The sequence below is a fragment of the Microbacterium fluminis genome (genome assembly GCF_051549805.1).
GTDB lineage: Bacteria > Actinomycetota > Actinomycetes > Actinomycetales > Microbacteriaceae > Microbacterium.
The window spans coordinates 2,671,244-2,692,872 of sequence record NZ_CP196042.1; the positions used below are offsets into that span (position 1 = coordinate 2,671,244).

A 21,629-nucleotide genomic window follows, 5' to 3' on the forward strand; every position below is an offset into this window, starting at 1 on the left:
GCGCCGGGTGAGTGCGGTCCCGCAGGTCAGCGCAGCAGCATCGCCCGTCCGGGCTCGGCGAGCACGCCGCCGACGGCCGTGAGGAAGCGCGATCCCTGCTCGCCGTCGACGAGGCGGTGGTCGAACGACAGCGCCAGGGTCATGACGTCCCGCAGCGCGATCTCACCGTGGTGCTCCCACGGCTGGCGGCGCACCGCGCCGAGCGCGAGGATGCCGGCTTCGCCCGGGTTGAGGATCGGCGTGCCCGCATCGACGCCGAACACGCCCACATTCGTGATCGAGAACGTGCCCCCGCTCATGTCGGCTGGGGCGGTGCGACCCGCACGAGCCGTGGCGGCCAGGTCTCGGATCGCGTCGGCGAGCTCCACGAGCGTGAGCTCGTGCGCGTCGCGGACGTTCGGCACCACGAGCCCGCGGTCCGTCGCCGCCGCGATGCCGAGGTTCACGTAGTGGTGGGTCACGATCTCGCCGGCCGCCTCGTCCCACGCCGAGTTCAGCTCCGGGTGCCGGCCGAGGGCGAGGCATACGGCCTTGGCCGCGACGGCCATCACGCCGACGCGGTGACCCTCGAGTGCCCGGTCGGCCTTCAGCGCCGCGACGAGCTCCATCGTGGGCGTCACATCGACGGTGAGGAACGTCGTGACGTGCGGGGCCGTGAACGCGGAGCGCACCATCGCCGCCGCGGTGTGCTTGCGCACGCCCCGGATCGGCGTGCGCGTCGTGCGGGCGTCATTGGCTCGCGTCGCGGGCACCGCGGATGCTGCAACATCTGGAACCGCCACGGCACCCTCCACGCGCCGCACGTAGTCCTCGACGTCGGCACGGGTGATGAGTCCCGACGTCCCGCTGCCGGTGACCAGCGCGAGGTCCACGCCGTGGTCCTTCGCGAACTTGCGCACCGGCGGGGTGGATCGGGGCCGCTCGCGCAGGCGCTCGTCGAGGTCGTGCGCCGTCGCGCGCTCGCGCAGCACATCGTGCGGCGCCGCCTCGAGCACCGCGGTGTCGGTGGACGCCGACGTCCCCACCGCGCGTGCCCGGCGCTGCGGTCGACCCGCACTGCGCGGTGCGGCGCCGTAGCCGACGAGATTCGGCTGCGCCTTCTCGGCCTCGGCGTCGACCTCGGGCGCCTCGGCGACGGCTGTGACGGGTGCCGCCGGCGAGCCGCCTCCCCCCGGGAGGTCGAACGAGATGAGCACGGAGCCGACCTCGATCACGTCGCCCGCGGCGTGGTGCAGCGTCTTCACGACGCCGGCGAACGGCGACGGCAGTTCGACGACGGCCTTGGCCGTCTCGACCTCGGCGATCGTCTGATTGAGCGTGACGGTGTCGCCCTCGGCGACCGCCCAGGCGACGAGCTCGGCCTCGGGAAGCCCTTCGCCGAGGTCGGGGAGGCGGAAGTCCTCGATCATCGCGACGCCCCGTTCACGGCGTCGTCGAGCACGCTCTGGCTGTTCGGCCGATCGAGCACGCGATCGACGGCGTCGAGGATCCGGTCGAGGTCGGGCAGATGGTGCTTCTCGAGCTTCGCCGGCGGGTACGGGACGTCGTGGCCGGTGACCCGCACCGGCGCCGCCTCGAGGTAGTTGAAGCAGCGCTCGGTGACGCTCGCGATCAGCTCGGCGCCGACGCCCGCCTCGCGGGCCGCCTCGTGCGTGACCACGACGCGGCCGGTGCGACGGACGGATGCCTCGATCGTGCGGTAGTCCACCGGCGACAGCGAGCGGAGGTCGATCACCTCGATCGAGACGCCGTCGTCCTCGGCGGCGGTCGCGGCATCGAGCGCGGTCGCCACCTGCGCGCCGTAGGTGAGGAGGGTGACGTCGTCGCCCTCGCGGGCCACCCGCGCCAGGCCCATCGGCGCGGCGTCGGCGAGGTCGACGTCGAGATCGACCTCGCCCTTGGAGTGGTACAGGCGCTTCGGCTCGAAGAAGACGACGGGGTCGTCGGAGGCGATCGCCTGACGGAGCATGACGTAGGCGTCCTGCGGGTTGGAGACGGCGACGACCCGCAGGCCCGAGGTGTGCACGAAGTAGGCCTCGGGCGACTCGGAGTGGTGCTCGGCGGCGCCCACGCCGCCGGCCCACGGGATGCGGATGGTGATCGGCATCTTCACGCGACCCTGCGTGCGGTAGTGCAGCTTGGCGACCTGGCACACGATCTGGTCGAACGCCGGGTAGACGAATCCGTCGAACTGGATCTCGACGACCGGGCGATAGCCCCGATAGGCGAGACCCACGGCCGTGCCGACGATGCCGGATTCGGCCAGCGGCGTGTCGACCACCCGAGCGGCGCCGAACTGGTCGAGCAGACCGTCGGTGATGCGGAACACCCCGCCGAGCTTGCCGATGTCCTCGCCCATCACGAGCACCTTCGGGTCGTCGGCCATGGCCCGGCGCAAACCCTCGTTGAGAGCCTTGCCCATCGTGAGGAGGCTCATCGTCCCTCCCCCTCGACTGCGGCGTCGGCGAACGAGTCGAGGTAGGCGCCGAAGCTCGCGCGCTGAGCGTCGAGCCCGGAGTGCGGTTCGGCGTACACGTTGTCGAGGATGGTGAGCGGAGCGCGCGACGGCGCGCCCAGGCAGGCCGCGCGCACCTCCGCGGCGAGCGCATCCGCGTCGGCGGCCACCTCGGCCGCGAACGCGTCGTCGAATCCGTCGCGGGCGCACAGGAGGGCCTCGACGCGTGCGATCGGGTCGCGCCGGCGCCACCGCTCGAGCTCGTCCTTGTCGCGATAGCGCGTCGGGTCGTCGGAGGTCGTGTGCGGGCCCATCCGGTAGGTCACGGCCTCGATGAACGCGGGGCCGCGCCCGCTGCGGGCGTGATCGAGTGCCCACCGCATCGCGGCGAGGCACGCGAGCACGTCGTTGCCGTCGACGCGCATGCTCGGGATGCCGAAGCCCGGGGCGCGACCCGCGATCGGGAACTTCGCCTGGACGGTGACCGGCTCCGAGATCGCCCACTGGTTGTTGGAGCAGACGAACACCATCGGCGCGCCGAACGACGATGCGAAGATCATCGCCTCGTTGACGTCGCCCTGGCTGGTCGCGCCGTCGCCGAAGTAGGCCGCGGCCGCCTGGTCGGTGCCGTCGCGCTGGATGCCCATCGCGTAGCCGACGGCGTGCAGCGTCTGCGCTCCGATGATGATCTGCGGAACGGCGGTGTTGATGACGTACGGGTCGTAGGTGGAGTGCTCCTCGCCACGCCACGCGACCACGTAGTCGGCAGGGCGTGCGCCGCGGGCGTACTGGACGCCGATCTCGCGGTAGCTGGGGAACGCGAAGTCGTCGGCGCGCAGCGCGCGGGCGGTGCCGATCTGCACGGCCTCCTGGCCGTTGCACGGCGCCCACAGGCCGAGCTGTCCCTGCCGCTGCAGCGCGACGCCCTCGGTGTCGATGCGGCGCACGAGCACCATGTCGCGGTAGAGGCCGCGGAGCGTGTCGACCCCGACGTCGGCGATCCAGGGGTCGAGGTCGGCATCCGCGATCCGTTCGCCGTCCGCGGTGACCAGCCGGGCGACGTCGTCGACGTCGGCTGCGGCGTCAGCCAGGGGTGTCAGGGTGTGCATCATCGTCATCCCTCCGGGTGGCGGGATGCCTTCGTGGGGCGATCCCGCAACGAGCGCCGGCGACCTCGCCGACAGGCCCGACGATACGTCCGTCGCGCACCTAGCTCAAGCATCTCGATTCCGCTTGAGCATGTTGACAAGCAGTGTTGGTCGGCGTGGTGCTAATGTTTCGCACTATGGGAAACCTGGACCACGTCGATCTCGAGCTGCTCGCGGCTCTCGCGGGCGACCCGCGCGCCACCGTCGTCGCGCTGGCCGAGAAGCTCGGTCTGTCGCGCAACACCGTCCAGGCGCGCATGGGCCGCCTGGAGCGGGCCGGGGTCTTCCTCTCGTACGAACGCGCTCTCTCGTCGTCGGCGCTCGGCTTCCCGATCGAGGCCTTCGTGAACGTGATGGTGCGTCAAGCCGAGCTCCCCCGCATCACCGCCGAACTCCAGCGCGTGCCCGAGGTCGTGCAGGCGCACGGGCTGAGCGGCCAGGTGGATCTGCTCGTGCGCGTGGCGTGCCGCGACACCCAGCACCTCTTCGACACCGACGCGCGCATCCTCGCGATCGAGGGCGTCGAGCGCACCGAGACGTCGCTGGCGATGGGCGAGGTGATCGGCTACCGCGTGACGCCGCTCATGGAGCTGGCACGGCGGGAGTGAGGGCGCCCTCCGCCTCCGCCGTCGAGCGCGCATCCGCCCGCACGAGGATCACGCCCACGAGGATCGCGGCGCCTCCGACGAACTGCACCGGCGCGGGCACCTCGCCGAGGAACACCCAGGCGAACCCCAGCGCGAAGAGCACCTCCGAGAGACCGACGAACGACGCGACCCGCGAGCCGACGCGCGGCACGGCCATCACCCCGAACGCGTAGCCCACGGTCGTCGCGACGCCGGCCACCCACAGCAGCGGCAGGAACCACGGCACGCTGACGCCCGCGAGCGTGACGTTCACGGCGGGCGCGGAGAACGGCAGCAGTCCGGTCGCGCACAGCACCGCCACCATGGCGGCGCCGGTGAGGAGACCGCCGGACGCCAGAGCGAGAGGCGGCAGCGTGTCACCCGCGCGCTCCGAGAGCACGAAGTAGGCGCAGACGCACACGGCGGCGCACAGCGCCAGCAGGGTGCCGAGCAGATCGAAGGATGCGCCCGAGATGTCCACCACGAGGACGAGCCCCACGATCGCGACGACCGAGCCGGTCAGGACGAGCCGCGACGGGCGACGGCGCGTGCGCAGCCAGACGAACGCCACCAGCATCACCGGCGCGAGGTACTGGATGAGCAGGGCCACGGCCACCGGCATCCGCTGCATCGCGGAGAAGAAGAACAGCTGGCAGCCGAGCACGGGAACGAGCCCGAACAGCAGGATGAGCATGCCATGGCGTCGGAAGAACGCGCGCTCCCGCACGACGGCGCGTACGAGCGCGGGCGAGAGGATGAGGCCGGCGACGCCCATGCGCACCAGGAGGGCGGCACCGAGCGACCAGCCCGCCTCCAGCAGCGGCTTGATGAACGGACCGCTCGCCGAGAACGCCAGCGCGGAGACCACGGCCAGCAGGAGACCGCCGGCCCCGACGCGGCGCACGACCGTCGGGGCGAGGACGGGGATCGGGGTGGTGGGCACGGCCATGGCGGATCCGACTGTCAGGAGCGAAAGAGGTTTACACTCGTGACTGTACGACACCCGCACGTCAGGAGTCAACGTGGTCTTCATCCATGACACGAAACAGGCGCTCACGGCCGCCGTCGCGCTCGTGAACACCCTTCCCGGGCAGCTGCGCGCCGACACCCTCCGCACCCCCGAAGACCTCGACGCGTACCTCGTCATCAACCCCTACAGCGCCGTGACGCGCCGCGATCAGGCCCAGGTCGACGCCGTGCGCGGCATCCGTCCTCGCCTGCGCGCCCTGTGGGACGTCGACCGGGTCGGCGCCGTGCCGCTGGTGAACGGGATGCTCCACGACGGCCGCGCCCTCCCCCGCCTGACGATCCATGACGGCTACGACTGGCACATCCACGCCACCGATGACGACGCACCGCTCGCGACGCGCATCATGGTCGAGGCCGCGATGGCGTTCGTCGACGTGATCCGCGCCGACGAGTACGACCGCGTGCGCATCTGCACGGCCGACGACTGCGACGCCGTCTACGTGGACTACTCCAAGAACGGGTCGAAGCGATACTGCGACACCGGCAACTGCGGCAACCGCATGAACGTCATCGCGTACCGTCAGCGGAAGGCGCGAGGAAGCGCCTGACCGCGTCGGCCGCGATCGCCGGGGTCTCGTAGTGGATGAGATGCCCGACACCGGCGATCTCGACGAGCTCGGCCTCGGCGAACAGCGTCGCGAGGCGGCGCTCGGCCTCGATGGGCGTGATGTCGTCCTGCTGCGCGGCGATCAGCTGCGTCGGCTGCGCGATCCGGGCGGCGAACTCGCTCACGTCGTGCGAGACCGACGTCACGAACGCGTCATGCAGCACGTCGCGGTCGGCGAAGCTCGAGAAGTAGGTGTCGTGCTGCGCGTGCACGAAGCGACGCAGCTCCTTGTCGCGGGTCTTCACCATGGCGATGCTCGACGCGCGCACGATGAGCCGGTTGCGCAGCAGGGCTGCGCCGAGCGGGCGCGGCAGGCGGGCGCCGGCCCAGTAGTAGAAGATCGCGAGACGGGTCAGGATGCCGCGGGGCCCCTCCAACGCGGGCGCGCCGATCGGGTTGACGAGGATGAGCCGCGGGGTGGGGAGACCGCCGGCGACCGCGGCGGACGTCACGATCGATCCGAACGAGTGACCGAGCACGACCGCTCCGGGCGCCACGTCGGACACGAACGCGGTCAGCCACTCCACATACAGCTCGAGGTCGTGCGCGCGACCGACGATCGGAGGCGTCTCCCCGAAGCCCGGGAGATCGGGTGAGACGACCCGCACACCGGGAAGGTGGGCGATGACGGGTTCGAGTCCGTGGTGCTCGCCCCGGAATCCGTGCACCGCGACGAGTGTCGTCTCGGCATCCTCCGGCCCGTACACCCAGTACGCGGTGCGTCCGCCGAGCACGTCCGCCTCAGCGCGGCGGACTGGTGCCTCCGCGAGGAGCGCGGCGTACGGGTTGGACATGCCCCGAGTCTACGGACCGCCCGTCCCTCCCCAGGGCGGGATCCCCGGCGCGGCTCGCGCCGGATGTCGGAACCGGTGCATACCGTGAGCGGCATGGATGCACGGCAGCGCGAGCAACTCGCCCTCTTCGACGCGCCGCGCTGGACGCGAGTGGTGGGCGTGTTCGACCTCGAGACGACGGGAGTGGATGTCGCGCACGACCGCATCGTGACGGCCCACGTCGGTCTGCTCGACGGCGACGGGGCCGTGATCCGGGCGAGCGACTGGTTCGCCGATCCCGGGATTGAGATCCCCGAGGGCGCCGCCGCCATCCACGGCATCACGACCGAGCGGGCACGCGCGGAGGGACGGCCGGCGACCGAGGTCGTCGCCGAGGTGACCGCGGCGCTGCGCGCCCTGCTCGACGCCGGCATCCCCGTCGTCGCGTACAACGCGCCCTACGACTTCTCCCTCCTCAAGCACGAGGCGATACGGCACGGGATCGATCCGATCGTCTCGCCCTCCCCCGTCATCGACCCGCTCGTGGTCGACAAGACCTACGACCGGTGGCGCAAGGGCAAGCGCACGCTGTCGGCCGTCGCCGCACACTACGCCGTGCGTCTCGACGACGCGCACGACGCCTCCGCCGACGCGGTGGCCGCGGGGCGGGTCGCGCAGGCCCTCGCCGAGCGGTTCGCGCCGTGGCTGCCTCCGACGGCGGACGAGCTGCACACGCGCCAGATCTCCTGGGCGCGGGCGCAGGCAGCGAGCCTCACCGAGTACTTCATCGGCATCGGCCGCCTCGATCCCGACGAACGCCTCGACGGCAGCTGGCCCATCCGCTGAGGTCCGAGCCCGAGGCTGCGAGAACGACGAAGGCCCCCGGCGAACCAGGGGCCTTCGATCGAGCGGGGCTTACTTGGAGCTGCCGCCGAAGTTCTTGAAGCGCTGGTTGAACTTCTCGACGCGACCGGCCGAGTCCATGATGCGCTGCTTGCCCGTGTAGAACGGGTGCGACGCCGACGAGATCTCGACGTCGATGACCGGGTACTCGACGCCGTCGAGCTCGATCGTCTTGTCGCTGGTCACGGTCGAACGCGTGAGGAAGGTCTCTCCCGAGCCGAGGTCGCGGAACACGACCGCCTTGTAGTCGGGGTGGATGTCAGTCTTCATGGTGATCCTCTGAGGGTGGTGCCTTGGATTTGGCCAGGGCGGTGGAAGTCTGTGGTGCGAGCGCACCAAAGGGAGATCTTACCAGCCCGAGGGCCGGACCGCGGCATCCGCCGTCAGAGCGACGCGCGGGCGGCGTAGCGGCCGTCTTCGGAGCTGAGCGCGATCGGCAGACCGAAGGTGGTCGTCAGGTTCTCGGCGGTGAGCGTCTCGGCGATCGGGCCGGCGGCGACGGCGGCACCGTCGCGCAGCAGGAGCACGTGGGTGAAGCCCACGGGGATCTCTTCGACGTGGTGCGTGACCATGACCATCGCGGGCGTCGTGGGCGCCTGCGCGTAGCCGCCGAGCAGGGCGAGCAGCTCTTCGCGGGCACCGAGGTCGAGGCTCGCGGTCGGCTCGTCGAGCAGCAGCAGCTCGGGGTCGGTCATCACTGCGCGGGCGATCTGCACGCGTTTCTGCTCGCCGTCGCTGAGCGTGCCGAACGTGCGGTCGGCGAGGTGGTCGAGCTTCCACTCGGCCAGCACGCGCAGCGCGCGGCGCTCGTCGATGTCCTCGTAGTCCTCGCGCCAGCGGCCGAGCACCGAATAGGCGGCGGTGAGCACCACGTCGATCACGTGCTCCCCCGGCGGCACGCGCCGCGCCATCGCCGACGACGCGAACCCGATCCGCGGGCGCAGGTCGAACACGTCGCTGCGGCCGAGCCGTTCGCCGAGGATCGTCACGGTGCCGGACGTGGGGTGCAGGAGCGTGTCGGCCATCTGCAGAACGGTCGTCTTCCCGGCGCCGTTGGGCCCGAGCACCACCCAGCGCTGGTCGCCCGAGACCGTCCAGTCGAGGTGGGCGACGATGTCCTTCGCATTCCGGCGGACGACGACATCGGAGAACTCGAGCACCTGCGGCATACGTCCCAGCCTATCCCGCGCACCCTCGCGAACCCCGGCGTGACGCCCGGTGGATCCGGTCAGATCAGCTCGGCGTAGAGGGCTGCGGTGTCGGCGGCGATCGCCTCCCAGCTGAACGACTCCGCGGCGCGGCGACGACCGGCCTCGCCGTACTGCTTCGCCGTCGCCGGGTCGGAGACGACCTCGGTGAGCACACGGGCGAGGTCGGCGACGTAGCGCTCGGGGTCGACCGGCGTGCCGGTGCCGTCCTGCACCTGCTCGATGGGCACGAGACGGCCCGTCACACCGTCGACGACGACCTCCGGGATGCCTCCGGTCGCCGTCCCGACGACGGCGGCACCGCAGGCCATGGCCTCGAGGTTCACGATGCCGAGAGGCTCGTAGACCGAGGGGCACACGAAGGTGGTCGCAGCGGTGAGGATCGTGCAGAGCTCGTCGCGCGCCAGCATCCGATCGATCCAGATGACCCCGTCGCGGGTCTGCTGAAGCCCGCGGACGAGCTCCTGCACCTCGGCCATGATCTGCGGGGTGTCGGGGGCACCCGCGCACAGCACCACCTGCACGTCGGCGGGCAGACGCTCCGCGGCACGCAGGAAGTAGGGCAGGCCCTTCTGGCGGGTGATGCGCCCCACGAACACCACCGACGGGCGCGCCGGGTCGATGCCGAATCCGGCGAGCGCCGCCGGATCGTCGATCGGATGCCACGCCTCCACGTCGATGCCGTTGTAGATGACGCGCACCTTCGCCGGGTCCAGTGACGGGTAGCTGCGCAGGATGTCCTGCCGCATGCCCTCGCTGACCGCCACGATCGCCGCGGCGTTCTCGTAGGCCGTCTTCTCGATGTAGCTCGATACGGCGTATCCGCCGCCCAGCTGCTCGGCCTTCCACGGGCGCAGCGGCTCGAGGCTGTGGGCGGTGACGACATGCGGGATGCCGTGCAGCAGGGACGCGAGGTGCCCCGCGAAGTTGGCGTACCAGGTGTGACTGTGGACGATGTCGGCACCCGCCACGTCGGACACGATCTCGAGGTCTGTGCCGAGCGTCTGGATCGCCCCGTTGGCCGCGGCGAGCTCGGACGGCACGCCGTAGGACGAGGTGTCCGGTTCGTCTCGCGGGCCGCCGAACGCCCTCACCTGCACCTCCATCAACGCCCGCAGGGACTTCACGAGCTCAGTGGCGTGCACCCCCGCGCCGCCGTAGATCTCGGGCGGATATTCCTTGGTCACGATGTCGACGCGCATGGCACGAACGCTAATACACGGCAGGCTCATCGGATAGCGCTGGTCGGGGCCTCGGCGCGGGACATATGGTGGTGCCATGCCAACGACGCCGAAGGTCTTCGGAATCATCCTCGCCGGAGGCGAGGGCAAGCGACTGATGCCCCTCACGGCCGACCGGGCCAAACCCGCGGTGCCCTTCGGCGGTCAGTACCGGCTGATCGACTTCGCGATCTCGAACCTGATCAACTCGGGGCTGCGACAGGTCGTGGTGCTCACCCAGTACAAGTCGCACAGCCTCGACCGGCACGTGTCCCAGACGTGGCGGATGTCGGCCCTGCTCGACTCCTACGTGGCATCGGTACCGGCGCAGCAGCGACTCGGCAAGCGCTGGTTCTCCGGATCGGCCGACGCGATCCTGCAGAGCCTCAACCTCATCAACGACGAGAAGCCCGACATCGTCGTGGTGATCGGCGCCGACCACGTGTATCGGATGGACTTCCGGCAGATGCTCGACGCCCACATCGCTTCGGGCGCACGCGCCACCGTCGCCGGCATCCGTCAGCCGATCTCGCTCGCCAACCAGTTCGGCGTCATCGACGTCGACACGAAGGACCCGGCGAAGATCAACCAGTTCCTCGAGAAGCCGCAGAACCCCACCGGGCTGGCCGACTCCCCCGGCGAGGTGCTCGCCTCGATGGGCAACTACATCTTCGACGCCGACGCCCTCATCGAGGCCGTCGAGTCCGACGGCGAAGTGCCCACCTCCAACCACGACATGGGCGGCGACATCGTGCCGTACTTCGTCGGGCGCGGCGAGGCGGGCGTCTACGACATGAAGCGCAACGAGGTGCCGGGCTCGACCGACCGCGACCGCTACTACTGGCGCGACGTTGGGACGATCGACTCGTTCTTCGACGCCCACATGGATCTCATCTCGACGCTCCCGATCTTCAACCTGTACAACACCGACTGGCCGATCCACTCGCAGATGGTCAACTCGCCGCCGGCGAAGTTCGTGCGCGACTCGGTCGGCCGCATCGGCAACGCGATCGACTCGATCGTCTCGCTCGGGTCGGTGCTGTCGGGCACGCACCTGGAGCGCAGCGTCGTCGGGCCGTGGACGCTCGCCGGCGGCGGATCGACCATCACCGACTCGGTGCTGTTCGACCACGTGCGCGTCGGCTCGGGGGCGCGCATCCACCGCGCGATCCTCGACAAGAACGTCGTGCTCGACCCGGGTGCCACCGTCGGCGTCGACCGCGAGCGGGATCTCGCGCGCGGCTACACGATCACGGATTCGGGCATCACGATCGTCGGCAAGAACGTCCACGTCGAGCACTGACCCGGCACGGGAGAGCCCCCCGTTCCCGCTACGGTGAAAGGCGTGCCGTCCCGCTTCCTCGTCGTGCTCGACGCCGACTCCACGCTCATCCGCAACGAGGTCATCGAGCTGATGGCCGACGAGGCGGGGCGAGGCGCCGAGGTGGCCGCGGCCACCGAAGCGGCCATGCGCGGCGAGGTGGACTTCGCCACCAGCCTCCGCTCCCGCGTCGAGGCCCTCCGCGGCGTGCCGGTCGCGGCGTTCGACCGCGTGCTGTCGCGGATCGAGCCGACTCCCGGGGTGCACGCCCTGATCGACGCGGTGCACGCGCGCGGCGGCCGGGTGGGGGTCGTCTCGGGCGGCTTCCACGAGATCCTCGACACCGTCGCGCCCGGGCTCGGCGTGGACGTGTGGAAGGCGAACCGCCTCGTGGCCGCCGACGGCGTCCTCACCGGCGAGGTGGACGGCCCGATCATCGACGCCGAGGCGAAGGCGGTCGCGCTGCGGGCCTGGGCGGACGACGCCGGCGTGCCGCTCTCGCACACGTTCGCGATCGGCGACGGCGCCAACGACCTGAAGATGATGGCGGTCGCGGGCTTGGGGCTCGCCTTCAACGCCAAGCCCGCGGTGCGTGAGAGCGCCGATCTGGTGATCGGTCCCCTCGACCTGAGCGCCGTGATCCCGCTGCTGCCCCGATGAGTGCGTCGGATGCCTCCGGCCGGGGTCAGTGCCCCATGCCGAGGCCGCCGTCGACGGGGATCACCGCGCCGGAGATGTAGGCCGAGGCATCCGATGCCAGCCAGGTGACCACGCCCGCCACCTCGTCGGACGTCGCGAACCGGCCGGCGGGGATGTTGCGCTTGTAGTCGGCCTGGGTCTCCTCGGGGAGCGCGGCGGTCATGTCGGTCTCGATGAAGCCCGGCGCGACCACGTTCGCCGTGATCCCGCGGGCGCCGAGCTCGCGGGTGAGCGAGCGGGCGAAGCCGACGAGGCCGCTCTTGGACGCCGCATAGTTGATCTGCCCGGCGGAGCCGTACAGGCCCACCACGCTGGAGATGAGGATCACCCGACCCCACCGTGCGCGGAGCATGCCCTTGGACGCCCGCTTGACCACGCGGAACGCACCGCCGAGGTTGGTGGCCACGACGCTGTCGAAGTCGTCCTCCGACATCCGCAGCAGCAGGGTGTCCTTCGTGATGCCGGCGTTGGCCACGACGATCTCGACAGGGCCGAGCTGCTGCTCCACCTCGGCGAAGGCGACGTCGACGGATGCCGCATCCGTCACGTCCGCACGCACGGTCAGGGTGCCCTCGGGGCCCTCGCCGGAGCGGGCCGTGACCGCGACCCGGTACCCCTCGGCGACGAAGCGCGCGGCGATCGCGTGACCGATCCCCCGGTTTCCGCCGGTGACGAGGACGACGCGATCGTTCGACATGAGGTGCTCCAGGAGGTCGGGGGCAGGACCGCCCCAGCCTACCGGCGCGTGTGTTTGACACTGCGACCCGACCGCTGGAACGCTGGGAGCGACCGGACAGCACGCGGCACACCGGCCGCCGACCGAGGAAAGGCCTCCCCATGAGCGACGACACCACCCGCGGTCCGGATCCCGAACTTCCCACGACCCCCGCGCCCGACGCACCCGAGGCGCCCGCGGCGGCCACCGGCGAGGTCCCTCCGCCGCCGGCCTACGAGGCACCGGCCGCGCCGCCGTCGTATGAGGCGCCCGCCGCGCCGCCGACGTACGAGGCACCCGCTGCATCGCCGTACGGCGCTCCGCCCGCGCCCCCCGCGTATGACGCCCCCGCGTACGGCGCGCCTCCCGCGCCGCCCGCCTACGGCGCCCCGGCACCGGCCTACGGCGCCCCTCCCGCGCCGCCCGCGTACGGAGCGCCCTCAGCGCAGGGCTATCCCCAGGCACCGTCCTCGTACGCGGCTCCCGCCTACGGCGCCCCCGCGTCCTACGGCCAGCAGGCCTACGTCCCCTATCCGACCGGTCCGAAGACGAATGTGCTCGCGATCCTCTCGTTGATCGCCTCGATCGTCGGCTTCATCTGGCTCCTCCCGTTCGTCGGCTCGCTCGCCGGCGCGATCATGGGCCACCTCTCGCTCAACCAGCTCAAGAAGAGCGGTGAGAAGGGCCGGGGCATGGCCCTCGCCGGCGTCATCGTCGGCTGGGTGGGGCTGGCGTTCTTCATCGTCATCGGCCTCATCCTCCTGTTCGTCTGGCTCGGGGTCATCGGGTCTCTGGCGACCAGCACGCGCTACGGCGCCTGAGCCCACGGTCCCGTCGCGCACGCGCCGCCATCGGCGCGTGCGCGGCGTAGTCTGGGATGACTGTGAAGAGTTCGTCGCACGCCCAATCCGCGACCTCGCTTCCCCGTGCACCACGTGACGAGGCGAGCTCCCGTTCGGTGCGCTACCTCATCACCATGGGCATCCGCGTGCTGTGCTTCGTGCTCATGGTCGTCATCACGCCGTACGGCTGGTACACGTGGGTGTTCGCCGCTGCCGCGGTGCTGCTGCCTTATATCGCCGTGGTGGTCGCGAACGTCGGATCCGACGTGCGCTCCGTCGAGGCCGAGAACCCCGAGCGCGCGCTTCCGGCCGCGCCCGAGCGTCCTGTCGCCGCGGCCGCCGAGCCCGGCCCCACCGTGATCCGCCTGCAGGAGACCCCACAGGTCCAGCCTCGCCGCCCCGAGCAGCCGCCGCGCGAGCCCGAGGCATGAGCGTCGGCGACACCTCCCCGATGTGTTCGAGGGCCGGATGCCGCGCGGGAGCGGTGTGGCGCATCGAATGGCGTAATCCGCGCATCCACTCCGCCGACCGTCGCAAGGTGTGGACGGCCTGCGACGAGCACGTGGGCTATCTGCGGGACTTCCTCGCCGCGCGCGACTTCCCCGTGCAGGTGAGCGGTCTCGAGGTCGCCGGAGGCGCCGCGTGAGCCGCCGGACCGCGCCCGCCGCTGTGCGCTGGACGGTGTACGTGGCGATCGCGATCGTCTTCGCGATCGCCTGCGCGTTCCTGTCGAACTGGCAGTTCTCACGCAACGCCTGGCGCAGCGAGCAGCTCGCCCTGGTCGCGGCCAACTACGACGCCGCGCCGGTGCCGCTGGCCGATGCCATCCCCGCCGACGGGGCGTTCCAGGCATCCGATGAATGGCTGCCGGTGATGCTGCAGGGCCGCTACCTCGCGGACCAGCAGCTGCTGGCCCGCAATCGGCCGCACGGAGGCACGTCCGCGTTCGAGGTGCTCGTGCCCTTCCGGCTGGATGACGGCCGGATCTTCCTCGTGGACCGCGGGTGGGTGCCGCCCGGACGCGACCAGCCCGACCCCGACGCCGTCCCCGCGCCCCCCGCCGGCGAGACGACGGTCGTCGTGCGCCTGCGTCCCGGCGAGGATCTTCCCCGGTCGGGTCGCGAGACCGCGCCCGCCGGTCAGGTGCCGACGATCAACCTCCCGCTCGTGGCCGCGGCGGTCGACGCTCGCAACGACGCCCCGATCGAGCAGAGCGCGTACGGTCAGCTCGTGTCGGAGGATCCGGCTCCGGCGAGTGCTCCGCAGGCGGTGGACGCCCCCTCGGCCGACCCCGGACCCTACCTGTCCTATGCGGTGCAGTGGATCCTGTTCGCGGTCATGGGGTTCGTGTTCATCGGCTACGTCATCCGCAGCGAGCGCCGGCACCGGCGCGAGGACCTCGAAGCCGCGGCCGAGGCGGCCGCGGCCCGCGCCGCGGGGATCGAACCGGATGCCGCGGCATCCGTCCGCACGCCCCGCACTCGCACCCGTCCCCGCGACCGCGACGCCGAAGACGAGGACGCGCTGCTCGACAGCCGCTGACCCGCACGCGAGATCTCACGACACCCCGCGCATGGGACGCACCTGCGGCGCGTCCTGACGTCTCGCGGCGTTACGCCAGCTCGACGAGGTCCTGGTAGTCGCGGCCCCAGAGGTCCTCGACGCCGTCGGGCAGGATGAGCACCCGCTCGGGGTTGAGCGCCTCGACCGCGCCCGGGTCGTGCGAGACGAGGACCACGGCGCCCTCGTAGTGCGCGAGCGCGCCGAGGATCTCCTCGCGCGAGGCGGGGTCGAGGTTGTTGGTGGGCTCGTCGAGCAGCAGCATGTTGGCGCTCGAGACCACCAGCGTCGCCAGCGACAGGCGCGTCTTCTCGCCGCCGGAGAGCACCCCGGCGGGCTTGAGCACATCGTCGCCGGTGAACAGGAACGAACCCAGCACCTTGCGCGCCTCGGTCGCGTTGATGTCGGGCGCCGCCGACATCATGTTGTCGAGCACCGAGCGGTCGACGTCGAGGTTCTCGTGCTCCTGCGCGTAGTAGCCGATCTTCAGCCCGTGACCGGGCTCGAGCTGACCGGTGTCGGGCTGGTCCACACCGGCGAGGATGCGCAGCAGCGTCGTCTTGCCCGCGCCGTTGAAGCCGAGCACGACCACCTTCGACCCGCGGTCGATCGCGAGGTCGACGTCGGTGAAGATCTCCAGCGAACCGTACGACTTCGACAGGCCCGACGCCATGAGGGGGGTCTTGCCGCACGGCGCGGGCTTCGGGAAGCGGAGCTTGGCGACCCGCTCCTCCTGGCGCACCTCGTCGAGGCCGGAGAGCATCTTCTCGGCGCGCGCCACCATCTGGTGGGCTGCCGCCGCCTTGGAGGCCTTCGCGCCGAAGCGTGCGGCCTGCTGCTGCAGCACCGACGCCTTCTTCTCGACGTTGGTGCGCTCCTTCTTGCGGCGCTCCTCGTCGGCGACCCGCTGGCGGAGGTAGTTCTTCCAGTTCATGTTGTAGACGTCGATGACCTGGCGGTTCGCGTCGAGGTAGAACACGCGGTTGACCGTCTCGCCGACGAGCTCCACGTCGTGGCTGATCACGATCAGCCCGCCCTTGTAGTTCTTCAGGAACTCGCGCAGCCACACGACGCTGTCGGCGTCGAGGTGGTTGGTGGGCTCGTCGAGGATCATCGTCTCGGCGTCGGAGAACAGGATGCGCGCCAGCTCGATGCGGCGGCGCTGGCCGCCCGAGAGCGTCGACAGCGGCTGGTCGAGGATGCGGTCGGGCAGCGACAGGTTGTGCGCGATCGATGCCGCCTCGGCCTCGGCCGCGTAACCGCCGAGCGCCTCGAAGCGCTCGGTGAGGTTTCCGTACTTTCGCATGGCCTTCGCCGCGACGGCGGGGTCGTCGTCGCCCATGCCGAGGGATGCCTCGTGCATGCCGAGCGCCAGGGTGCCGAGGCCGCGCGCGTCGAGGATGCGCGTGCGCGCGAGCATCTCCGGATCGCCGGTGCGCGGGTCCTGCGGGAGGTAGCCGAGCTCGCCGGAGCGGTCGACGCGACCGGCGGCGGAGAGCAGGTCGCCGGCGAGCACCTTCGTGAGCGTGGTCTTCCCGGCGCCGTTGCGGCCGACCAGTCCGACCTTGTCGCCGTCGCTGATGCGGAACGACACGTCCGACATGAGGGTTCGCGCGCCCACGCGGATTTCGAGGTCGTGCACGGCGAGCACAGCGGACGTCCGATCGATCGACGGGAAGGGATGCGGCCGAGCGGCCGATCCCCCAGTCTACCGGCGGGCGCGGCATCCGGTCGCCGGACGAGCGGCGCTCCCTGGCGGCCGCCGACAACCCCCGACCCCGACATTGATGGACTCCGTCCACAGTCGTGCACGTACCCGCCTCTAGGCTGAGACCGATGCCGCCTCGCCGGTGGCCCCACGCCGAAGGAGACCCATGACCTCGATCGCCGCTCCCGGCCGCCGCCGCGTCCTCGCCGACGTCCTCGGCCGCCCGTCCACCCGCGCCCGCGCCTTCGCGGTCGACGCCGCATTGGTCGTCGCCGGCATCGCCGTCGTGGCGCTGCTCGCGAAGGTGTCGTTCTACATCGGGCCCGTGCCGATCACGGGGCAGACCGCCGGGGTGATCATCGTGGGCGCCGCTCTCGGCGCCCGTCGGGGTGCCGCGAGCCTCACCGGCTACATGCTCCTCGGTCTGGCGGGGCTCCCGATCTTCGCCGGTCCGGTCGCCGGCCCCGCCTATGTGCTGTCGCCGTCGTTCGGCTTCATCCTCGGCTTCATCCCCGCGGCCTTCCTCGCCGGCTGGTTCGCCGAGCGCGCGTGGGACCGTCACCCGGTGCGGGCGTTCCTCGGCTTCGTGCTGGCGAGCATCGTGCCGTTCGTGATCGGCGTGCCCTACCTGGCCGCGATCCTCGCGCTCGTGCTGGGCAAGGACCTCACGGTCGCGTCGGTGCTCGACGCCGGCGTGCTGCCGTTCCTGCTTTCCGGCGTGATCAAGGCGGCGTTCGTGGCGCTGCTGCTGCCGGCCGCGTGGGCACTCGTGCGCAGGGTCGACGCCCGGAAGTCATGACCGGATGCCTCGACCCGGGGCATCCGGAACGACGAAGGCTCCGACCGACCGGTCGGAGCCTTCGTCGTTTCGGGTCAGGCTGCGGCCGTCGCCAGGAGCGGCGTGAGCTCCTTCAGCACGACGGGGATGCTCAGGGGGCTGGAGGCGCCCCACGCCCCGGCGAGCTCCGTGCCGGGCTCGAGGAACACCGCGCGTCCGGCCGAGACGACCGGCAGCGAGGCGAGGAGCGGGTCGGCCTTGGTCTCGGCGGCGGTGAAGCCCAGCGGCAGCACGACGGCCGTACTCGCGTCGAGAGCGCCGACGTTCTCGACGGACACGGTCGCGAAGAAGCCGTTGGACGGCAGCGCGGTGATCGCGGGGTTGTTCACGAAGCCGAGCTCGGCGAGCAGGTCGAATCGGCCGTCACCCGGGAGGTAGGCGCCGTACGCGTCGCCGAACTTCGCGACGGAGGCCACCGTCTTGCCGGAGAAGCCGGGGTTCGCGGCGGCGGTCGCGGTGATCTGCGCGTCGACGTCGGTCACGAGGGCGGTCGCCTCGGCCTTCTTGCCCAGCGCGGCCCCGACGAGTGCGACCTGGTCGCGCCATTCGGTGGCGTACGCGCCCGTGCCGGCGGGTCCGTAGACGGTCGGTGCGATCTCGGACAGCCGCTGGAACTCCGCCTCGTCGTTGCCGCTGCGGGTGTTGAGGATGACGTCGGGGTCGAGCGATGCGATCTGCTCGTAGTTCAGCGATTCGTCGCCGCGATCGATGATCGTCGGCACGGTGTCGCCGAACAGGCTCGTCGCCCACGGACCGACGCCCTTGCTGTCGGCGCCGAAGCCCTGCCAGTCGAACACCGCGACGGGGACGACGCCGAGCGCGAGGGCGGTCTCGGCATCCGACCATCCGAGGGCGACGACGGTGAGGTCGCCGTCGGCGGGCTGCGGGATGTCGACGGTGCCGAACATCGTCTCGACGCTGCCGAGCGGCGCGGCGGAGGAGGTGCTCGGGGCAGTACCGCCGGCGCATCCGGCGAGGGCGGCGGCCAGGGCGACGACGGCCGCGGTCGCGGCGATCCTGGTGCGGGTGATCATGCGTTCTCTCTTCTCTGGTGGGGGTCTCAGCTCACGCCGTCGGCGCGATCGCGTCGTGCGCGAGCGGCACGACCATCGGTGTGTGGGTCTCGGGGTCGTCGAGGATGCGGCTGCGCACGCCGAACACGCTCTCGATGCGCTCGGCGGTGATGACCTCGGCCGGAGTGCCCTGCGCGACGATCGCACCGTCGCGCATCGCGATGAGGTGCGACGCGTAGCGGGCGGCCTGGTTGATGTCGTGCAGCACGGCCACCAGGGTGCGCCCCTCGTGGTGCAGGCGACGGCACAGTTCGAGCAGCTCGATCTGGTGGGCGATGTCGAGGAACGTGGTGGGCTCGTCCATGAGCACCAGGGGCGTCTCCTGGGCGAGGACCATCGCGATCCACACCCGCTGGCGCTGCCCGCCCGACAGCTGATCGACGGGGCGGTCGGCGAACTGCTCGGTGGACGTCTCCCGCAGCGCGCGACGCACCGCGCGGGCGTCGTCGTCGGACCACTGCGTGAACATCGTCTGGTGCGGGTAGCGCCCCCGGCTGACCAGGTCGATGACGGTGATCCCCGCGGGCGCCACGGCGGTCTGCGGCAGCAGCCCGATCGTGCGGGCCACCTCCCGCGACGGCCGCGACCGGATGTCGGCGCCGTCGAGCACGATGCGCCCGGAGCTGACGGGGAGCAGCCGGGCGAGGGCGCGCAGCAGAGTCGACTTGCCGCAGGCGTTCGGGCCCACGATCACGGTGAACGATCCGCCGGGGATCTCGACGTCCAGACCGTCGATCACGAGGCGCTCGCCATAGCCGACGGATGCCTCGACCGCCGCCAGCCGGGTCGGCACGGGTGCGCTCATGCGCTCTCCTTCACTCCACGGGTCAGCAGCCACACCAGGTAGGCACCGCCGAGGCAGGCGGTGACCACGCCCACGGGGAACTGGGCGGGGGCGATCAGGCGCTGGGCGATCACGTCGCTCGCGAGCAGCAGCACGGCGCCGAACAGCGCCGACACCAGCAGAGCCGGACCGGTCGCGGCCACGATGCGCTTGGCGATCTGCGGCGCGGCGAGCGCGACGAACGTGATCGGTCCGGCGACGGCGGTGATGACGGCCACGAGGGCGACGCCGATCACGAGCAGCAGCACCCTGGTGCGCTCGACGTCGACGCCCAGCATCCGCGCGTGCTCGTCGCCCAGCTCGAGCACCGTGAGGCGGCGCACCAGCAGGGCGCACAGGGGGGCGAGCACCGCGAACGTCACGATCACGGGGACGACATCGGGCCAGCGCGCACCGTTGAGGCTGCCCGCTCCCCAGATCGCCACCGTCACGGCCTCTTCGAGGCGCGCCTGCACGAGCAGGTAGGCGTTGACGGCGACCAGCATCGCGCTCACCGCGATGCCCACGACGATGAGGCGGAAGCCCTGCACGCCGCGACGGAACGCGAGCAGATACACCGCGAGCGCGGCGACCAGCCCTCCGACGAACGCGCCGATCGGCATCAGCAGCGTGCTGGCGCCCAGGACCAGGCTCACGATCAGGGCGCCGGTGTACGCGCCGGTGCTGAACCCGATGATGTCGGGACTGCCCAGGGGGTTGCGGGTCATCGATTGGAAGATCGCGCCGCTGAGCGCGAGGGATGCGCCGCCGACGATCGCCAGCACGATGCGGGGCAGGCGCCATTCGGCGACGACGCGCACCGTCGCGGCGTCGCCCGAGCCGAACAGCGCCGAGAACACCCGTCCCGGGTCGATCGCCGACTCGCCGAGGGTGAGCGCGAAGGCGGCGAGGGCCAGCAGCGCGACGATCAGCGCCACGGCGCACACGACCGCACGCCGATCGACGAGCAGTCTGATCCCCCGTGGACCGCGCAGTACGCGCACCCGCGACGGCCACAGCGACGGCGCGGTCACAGCGCACTCAGCCGGGTCCGGCGGACGAGGATGATCATCACCGGCGCACCCACGAACGCCGTCACGACGCCGACGGGCAGCTCGCTGGGCACGATCACGCGGCCGAGCACGTCGGAGAGCAGCACCAGGAGCGGACCGGCGACGAGGGTGAAGGCGATGATCCAGCGGTGGTCGACGCCGACCACGAAGCGCGCGATGAACGGCACCACGAGACCGACGAAGACGAGCGGCCCGACGGCGGCGGTGGCCGCCCCGCACAGCACGGTGATCGCCGCGAACGCCACCGTCCGCACGAGCGGGATGTTCGCGCCCAGCGCGCGCGCCATCTCCTCGCCCATGGTGAGCGCGTTGAGCGATCGGGCCAGCAGCACCACCACGAGGGCGGCGATCAGGATCGGCGCCAAGACCGCCGCGACGGTGTCCCACTGCCGCCCCTGCAGCGACCCGACCGACCAGAAGCGGATGCGGTCGAACACGGCGGGGTCGGTGAGCGTGATGGCCTGGCTGAATCCCGACAGCACCGCGCCGATCGCCACCCCCGACAGCACGAGCTTGACGACGGTGCCGGCGGCGCGGCCGGTCGAGGCGATCACGTAGACCAGCGCCGCGACGATGCCCGCTCCGGCGATGCCCCACACGATCTGGCCGGCCGAGATCCCCGCCCCGAAGAACGCGGCGCCGATCACGACGGCGAAGTAGGCGCCCGCGTTGACGCCCAGGATGCCGGGGTCGGCCAGCGGGTTGCGGGTGAGCGCCTGCATCACCACACCGGCCAGCCCGAGCGCGAGCCCGACGAGCACGGCGAGCACCGTGCGCGGCATCCGGAAGTCCCGGATCAGCAGGTCCTCCGTGCCGGTGCCCCCCGCGGTGAGCGCCTCGATCACCCGGGCGGGAGCGATCGTCCCCGAGCCGACGAACACACTGAGCACGACGGCGACGACGAGCAGCACCGCCCCCGCCCCGACGACCACCCCCGGGGGCACGGGCCGACGCGTCGCGATGCGCGCCGCCGCACTCCAGGGTGCTGCGGTGGATCCACGCACCACG

24 protein-coding genes are annotated in these 21,629 nt (G+C 71.4%); 10 read left to right on the forward strand and 14 right to left on the reverse strand.

The window, feature by feature from the left end; genetic code table 11:
- Positions 1 to 26 precede the first annotated feature (26 nt).
- Genes ACSJDX_RS12925 through pdhA form a run of 3 tightly spaced genes read right to left on the reverse strand, consistent with a single transcriptional unit; the run spans position 27 to position 3,573 of the window.
- The gene (locus ACSJDX_RS12925; protein ID WP_438353062.1) at positions 27 to 1,409 is read right to left on the reverse strand and encodes a dihydrolipoamide acetyltransferase family protein; all 1,383 of its coding nucleotides are present in this window, start codon (positions 1,407 to 1,409) and stop codon (positions 27 to 29) included.
- On the reverse strand, positions 1,406 to 2,437 hold the full coding sequence (locus ACSJDX_RS12930) for an alpha-ketoacid dehydrogenase subunit beta (protein WP_438353063.1): 1,032 nt from the start codon (positions 2,435 to 2,437) through the stop codon (positions 1,406 to 1,408). The genes ACSJDX_RS12925 and ACSJDX_RS12930 overlap by 4 nt, the downstream gene beginning before the upstream one ends.
- Positions 2,434 to 3,573, reverse strand: coding sequence for a pyruvate dehydrogenase (acetyl-transferring) E1 component subunit alpha (gene pdhA, locus ACSJDX_RS12935; protein WP_438353064.1), 1,140 nt, complete (start codon positions 3,571 to 3,573; stop codon positions 2,434 to 2,436). The genes ACSJDX_RS12930 and pdhA overlap by 4 nt, the downstream gene beginning before the upstream one ends.
- Before the next feature lie 167 nt (positions 3,574 to 3,740).
- On the opposite strand from pdhA, the gene ACSJDX_RS12940 reads away from it, so the two are divergent.
- On the forward strand, positions 3,741 to 4,211 hold the full coding sequence (locus ACSJDX_RS12940) for an Lrp/AsnC family transcriptional regulator (protein ID WP_438353065.1): 471 nt from the start codon (positions 3,741 to 3,743) through the stop codon (positions 4,209 to 4,211).
- Here ACSJDX_RS12940 and ACSJDX_RS12945 read toward each other — a convergent pair.
- Positions 4,186 to 5,178 carry an EamA family transporter gene (locus tag ACSJDX_RS12945; protein WP_438353066.1) on the reverse strand — a complete coding sequence of 331 codons (993 nt, stop codon included), beginning with the start codon at positions 5,176 to 5,178 and terminating at the stop codon, positions 4,186 to 4,188. The genes ACSJDX_RS12940 and ACSJDX_RS12945 overlap by 26 nt on opposite strands.
- 73 nt (positions 5,179 to 5,251) lie before the next feature.
- Between ACSJDX_RS12945 and ACSJDX_RS12950 the strand changes: the two genes are divergently transcribed.
- Positions 5,252 to 5,806 (forward strand): CGNR zinc finger domain-containing protein, encoded by a 555-nt coding sequence (locus ACSJDX_RS12950; protein WP_438353067.1) that lies wholly within the window; start codon positions 5,252 to 5,254, stop codon positions 5,804 to 5,806.
- Here ACSJDX_RS12950 and ACSJDX_RS12955 read toward each other — a convergent pair.
- The gene (locus ACSJDX_RS12955) at positions 5,766 to 6,659 is read right to left on the reverse strand and encodes an alpha/beta fold hydrolase (protein WP_438353068.1); all 894 of its coding nucleotides are present in this window, start codon (positions 6,657 to 6,659) and stop codon (positions 5,766 to 5,768) included. The genes ACSJDX_RS12950 and ACSJDX_RS12955 overlap by 41 nt on opposite strands.
- A gap of 93 nt (positions 6,660 to 6,752) precedes the next feature.
- On the opposite strand from ACSJDX_RS12955, the gene ACSJDX_RS12960 reads away from it, so the two are divergent.
- Positions 6,753 to 7,484, forward strand: coding sequence for an exonuclease domain-containing protein (locus ACSJDX_RS12960; protein ID WP_438353069.1), 732 nt, complete (start codon positions 6,753 to 6,755; stop codon positions 7,482 to 7,484).
- A gap of 69 nt (positions 7,485 to 7,553) precedes the next feature.
- Here the strand turns inward: ACSJDX_RS12960 and ACSJDX_RS12965 are convergent, their stop codons facing one another.
- The 3 genes from ACSJDX_RS12965 to glgA form a co-directional block, all read right to left on the reverse strand.
- A complete protein-coding gene (locus ACSJDX_RS12965) occupies positions 7,554 to 7,811 on the reverse strand; it encodes a type B 50S ribosomal protein L31 (RefSeq protein ID WP_259976510.1) in 258 nt (85 codons plus the stop codon).
- A 113-nt stretch (positions 7,812 to 7,924) separates the two neighbouring features.
- The gene (locus tag ACSJDX_RS12970; protein WP_438353070.1) at positions 7,925 to 8,710 is read right to left on the reverse strand and encodes an ABC transporter ATP-binding protein; all 786 of its coding nucleotides are present in this window, start codon (positions 8,708 to 8,710) and stop codon (positions 7,925 to 7,927) included.
- Between the two features lie 59 nt (positions 8,711 to 8,769).
- Positions 8,770 to 9,951 (reverse strand): glycogen synthase, encoded by a 1,182-nt coding sequence (glgA, locus tag ACSJDX_RS12975; protein ID WP_438353071.1) that lies wholly within the window; start codon positions 9,949 to 9,951, stop codon positions 8,770 to 8,772.
- 76 nt (positions 9,952 to 10,027) lie between these two features.
- Here glgA and glgC point away from each other — a divergent pair, with 76 nt between their 5' ends.
- Both glgC and serB read left to right on the forward strand, forming a co-directional pair.
- Positions 10,028 to 11,272, forward strand: a complete 1,245-nt coding sequence (gene glgC, locus ACSJDX_RS12980) for a glucose-1-phosphate adenylyltransferase (RefSeq protein ID WP_438353072.1) — start codon at positions 10,028 to 10,030, stop codon at positions 11,270 to 11,272.
- A gap of 42 nt (positions 11,273 to 11,314) precedes the next feature.
- Positions 11,315 to 11,950, forward strand: a complete 636-nt coding sequence (gene serB / locus ACSJDX_RS12985) for a phosphoserine phosphatase SerB (RefSeq protein WP_438353073.1) — start codon at positions 11,315 to 11,317, stop codon at positions 11,948 to 11,950.
- 25 nt (positions 11,951 to 11,975) lie between these two features.
- On the opposite strand, the gene fabG is transcribed toward serB, so the two are convergent.
- The gene (gene fabG / locus ACSJDX_RS12990; protein ID WP_438353074.1) at positions 11,976 to 12,686 is read right to left on the reverse strand and encodes a 3-oxoacyl-ACP reductase FabG; all 711 of its coding nucleotides are present in this window, start codon (positions 12,684 to 12,686) and stop codon (positions 11,976 to 11,978) included.
- A gap of 140 nt (positions 12,687 to 12,826) precedes the next feature.
- Between fabG and ACSJDX_RS12995 the strand changes: the two genes are divergently transcribed.
- The 4 genes from ACSJDX_RS12995 to ACSJDX_RS13010 are packed head-to-tail and all read left to right on the forward strand — an operon-like array spanning position 12,827 to position 15,088.
- Positions 12,827 to 13,525, forward strand: coding sequence for a DUF4190 domain-containing protein (locus tag ACSJDX_RS12995; RefSeq protein ID WP_438353075.1), 699 nt, complete (start codon positions 12,827 to 12,829; stop codon positions 13,523 to 13,525).
- A gap of 56 nt (positions 13,526 to 13,581) precedes the next feature.
- Positions 13,582 to 13,977 (forward strand): DUF3099 domain-containing protein, encoded by a 396-nt coding sequence (locus ACSJDX_RS13000; protein WP_438353076.1) that lies wholly within the window; start codon positions 13,582 to 13,584, stop codon positions 13,975 to 13,977.
- Complete coding sequence (locus ACSJDX_RS13005) at positions 13,974 to 14,192, forward strand: hypothetical protein (RefSeq protein WP_438353077.1); 219 nt, start codon at positions 13,974 to 13,976, stop codon at positions 14,190 to 14,192. Before ACSJDX_RS13000 ends, ACSJDX_RS13005 begins: the two co-directional genes overlap by 4 nt.
- Positions 14,189 to 15,088, forward strand: a complete 900-nt coding sequence (locus ACSJDX_RS13010; RefSeq protein WP_438353078.1) for an SURF1 family cytochrome oxidase biogenesis protein — start codon at positions 14,189 to 14,191, stop codon at positions 15,086 to 15,088. Before ACSJDX_RS13005 ends, ACSJDX_RS13010 begins: the two co-directional genes overlap by 4 nt.
- Before the next feature lie 70 nt (positions 15,089 to 15,158).
- Here the strand turns inward: ACSJDX_RS13010 and ACSJDX_RS13015 are convergent, their stop codons facing one another.
- The gene (locus ACSJDX_RS13015) at positions 15,159 to 16,757 is read right to left on the reverse strand and encodes an ABC-F family ATP-binding cassette domain-containing protein (RefSeq protein WP_438353079.1); all 1,599 of its coding nucleotides are present in this window, start codon (positions 16,755 to 16,757) and stop codon (positions 15,159 to 15,161) included.
- 223 nt (positions 16,758 to 16,980) lie between these two features.
- Here ACSJDX_RS13015 and ACSJDX_RS13020 point away from each other — a divergent pair, with 223 nt between their 5' ends.
- Entirely contained in the window at positions 16,981 to 17,613 is a 633-nt protein-coding gene (locus ACSJDX_RS13020; protein WP_438353080.1) for a biotin transporter BioY, read from the forward strand.
- A gap of 74 nt (positions 17,614 to 17,687) precedes the next feature.
- Here ACSJDX_RS13020 and ACSJDX_RS13025 read toward each other — a convergent pair whose 3' ends face one another.
- The 4 genes from ACSJDX_RS13025 to ACSJDX_RS13040 are packed head-to-tail and all read right to left on the reverse strand — an operon-like array spanning position 17,688 to position 21,628.
- Positions 17,688 to 18,686, reverse strand: a complete 999-nt coding sequence (locus ACSJDX_RS13025; RefSeq protein WP_438353081.1) for an iron-siderophore ABC transporter substrate-binding protein — start codon at positions 18,684 to 18,686, stop codon at positions 17,688 to 17,690.
- Between the two features lie 31 nt (positions 18,687 to 18,717).
- Positions 18,718 to 19,530 (reverse strand): ABC transporter ATP-binding protein, encoded by an 813-nt coding sequence (locus ACSJDX_RS13030; RefSeq protein ID WP_438353082.1) that lies wholly within the window; start codon positions 19,528 to 19,530, stop codon positions 18,718 to 18,720.
- Complete coding sequence (locus tag ACSJDX_RS13035; protein ID WP_438353083.1) at positions 19,527 to 20,582, reverse strand: FecCD family ABC transporter permease; 1,056 nt, start codon at positions 20,580 to 20,582, stop codon at positions 19,527 to 19,529. Before ACSJDX_RS13035 ends, ACSJDX_RS13030 begins: the two co-directional genes overlap by 4 nt.
- Entirely contained in the window at positions 20,579 to 21,628 is a 1,050-nt protein-coding gene (locus tag ACSJDX_RS13040; RefSeq protein ID WP_438353084.1) for a FecCD family ABC transporter permease, read from the reverse strand. Before ACSJDX_RS13040 ends, ACSJDX_RS13035 begins: the two co-directional genes overlap by 4 nt.
- Between the last annotated feature and the right edge of the window lies 1 nt (position 21,629).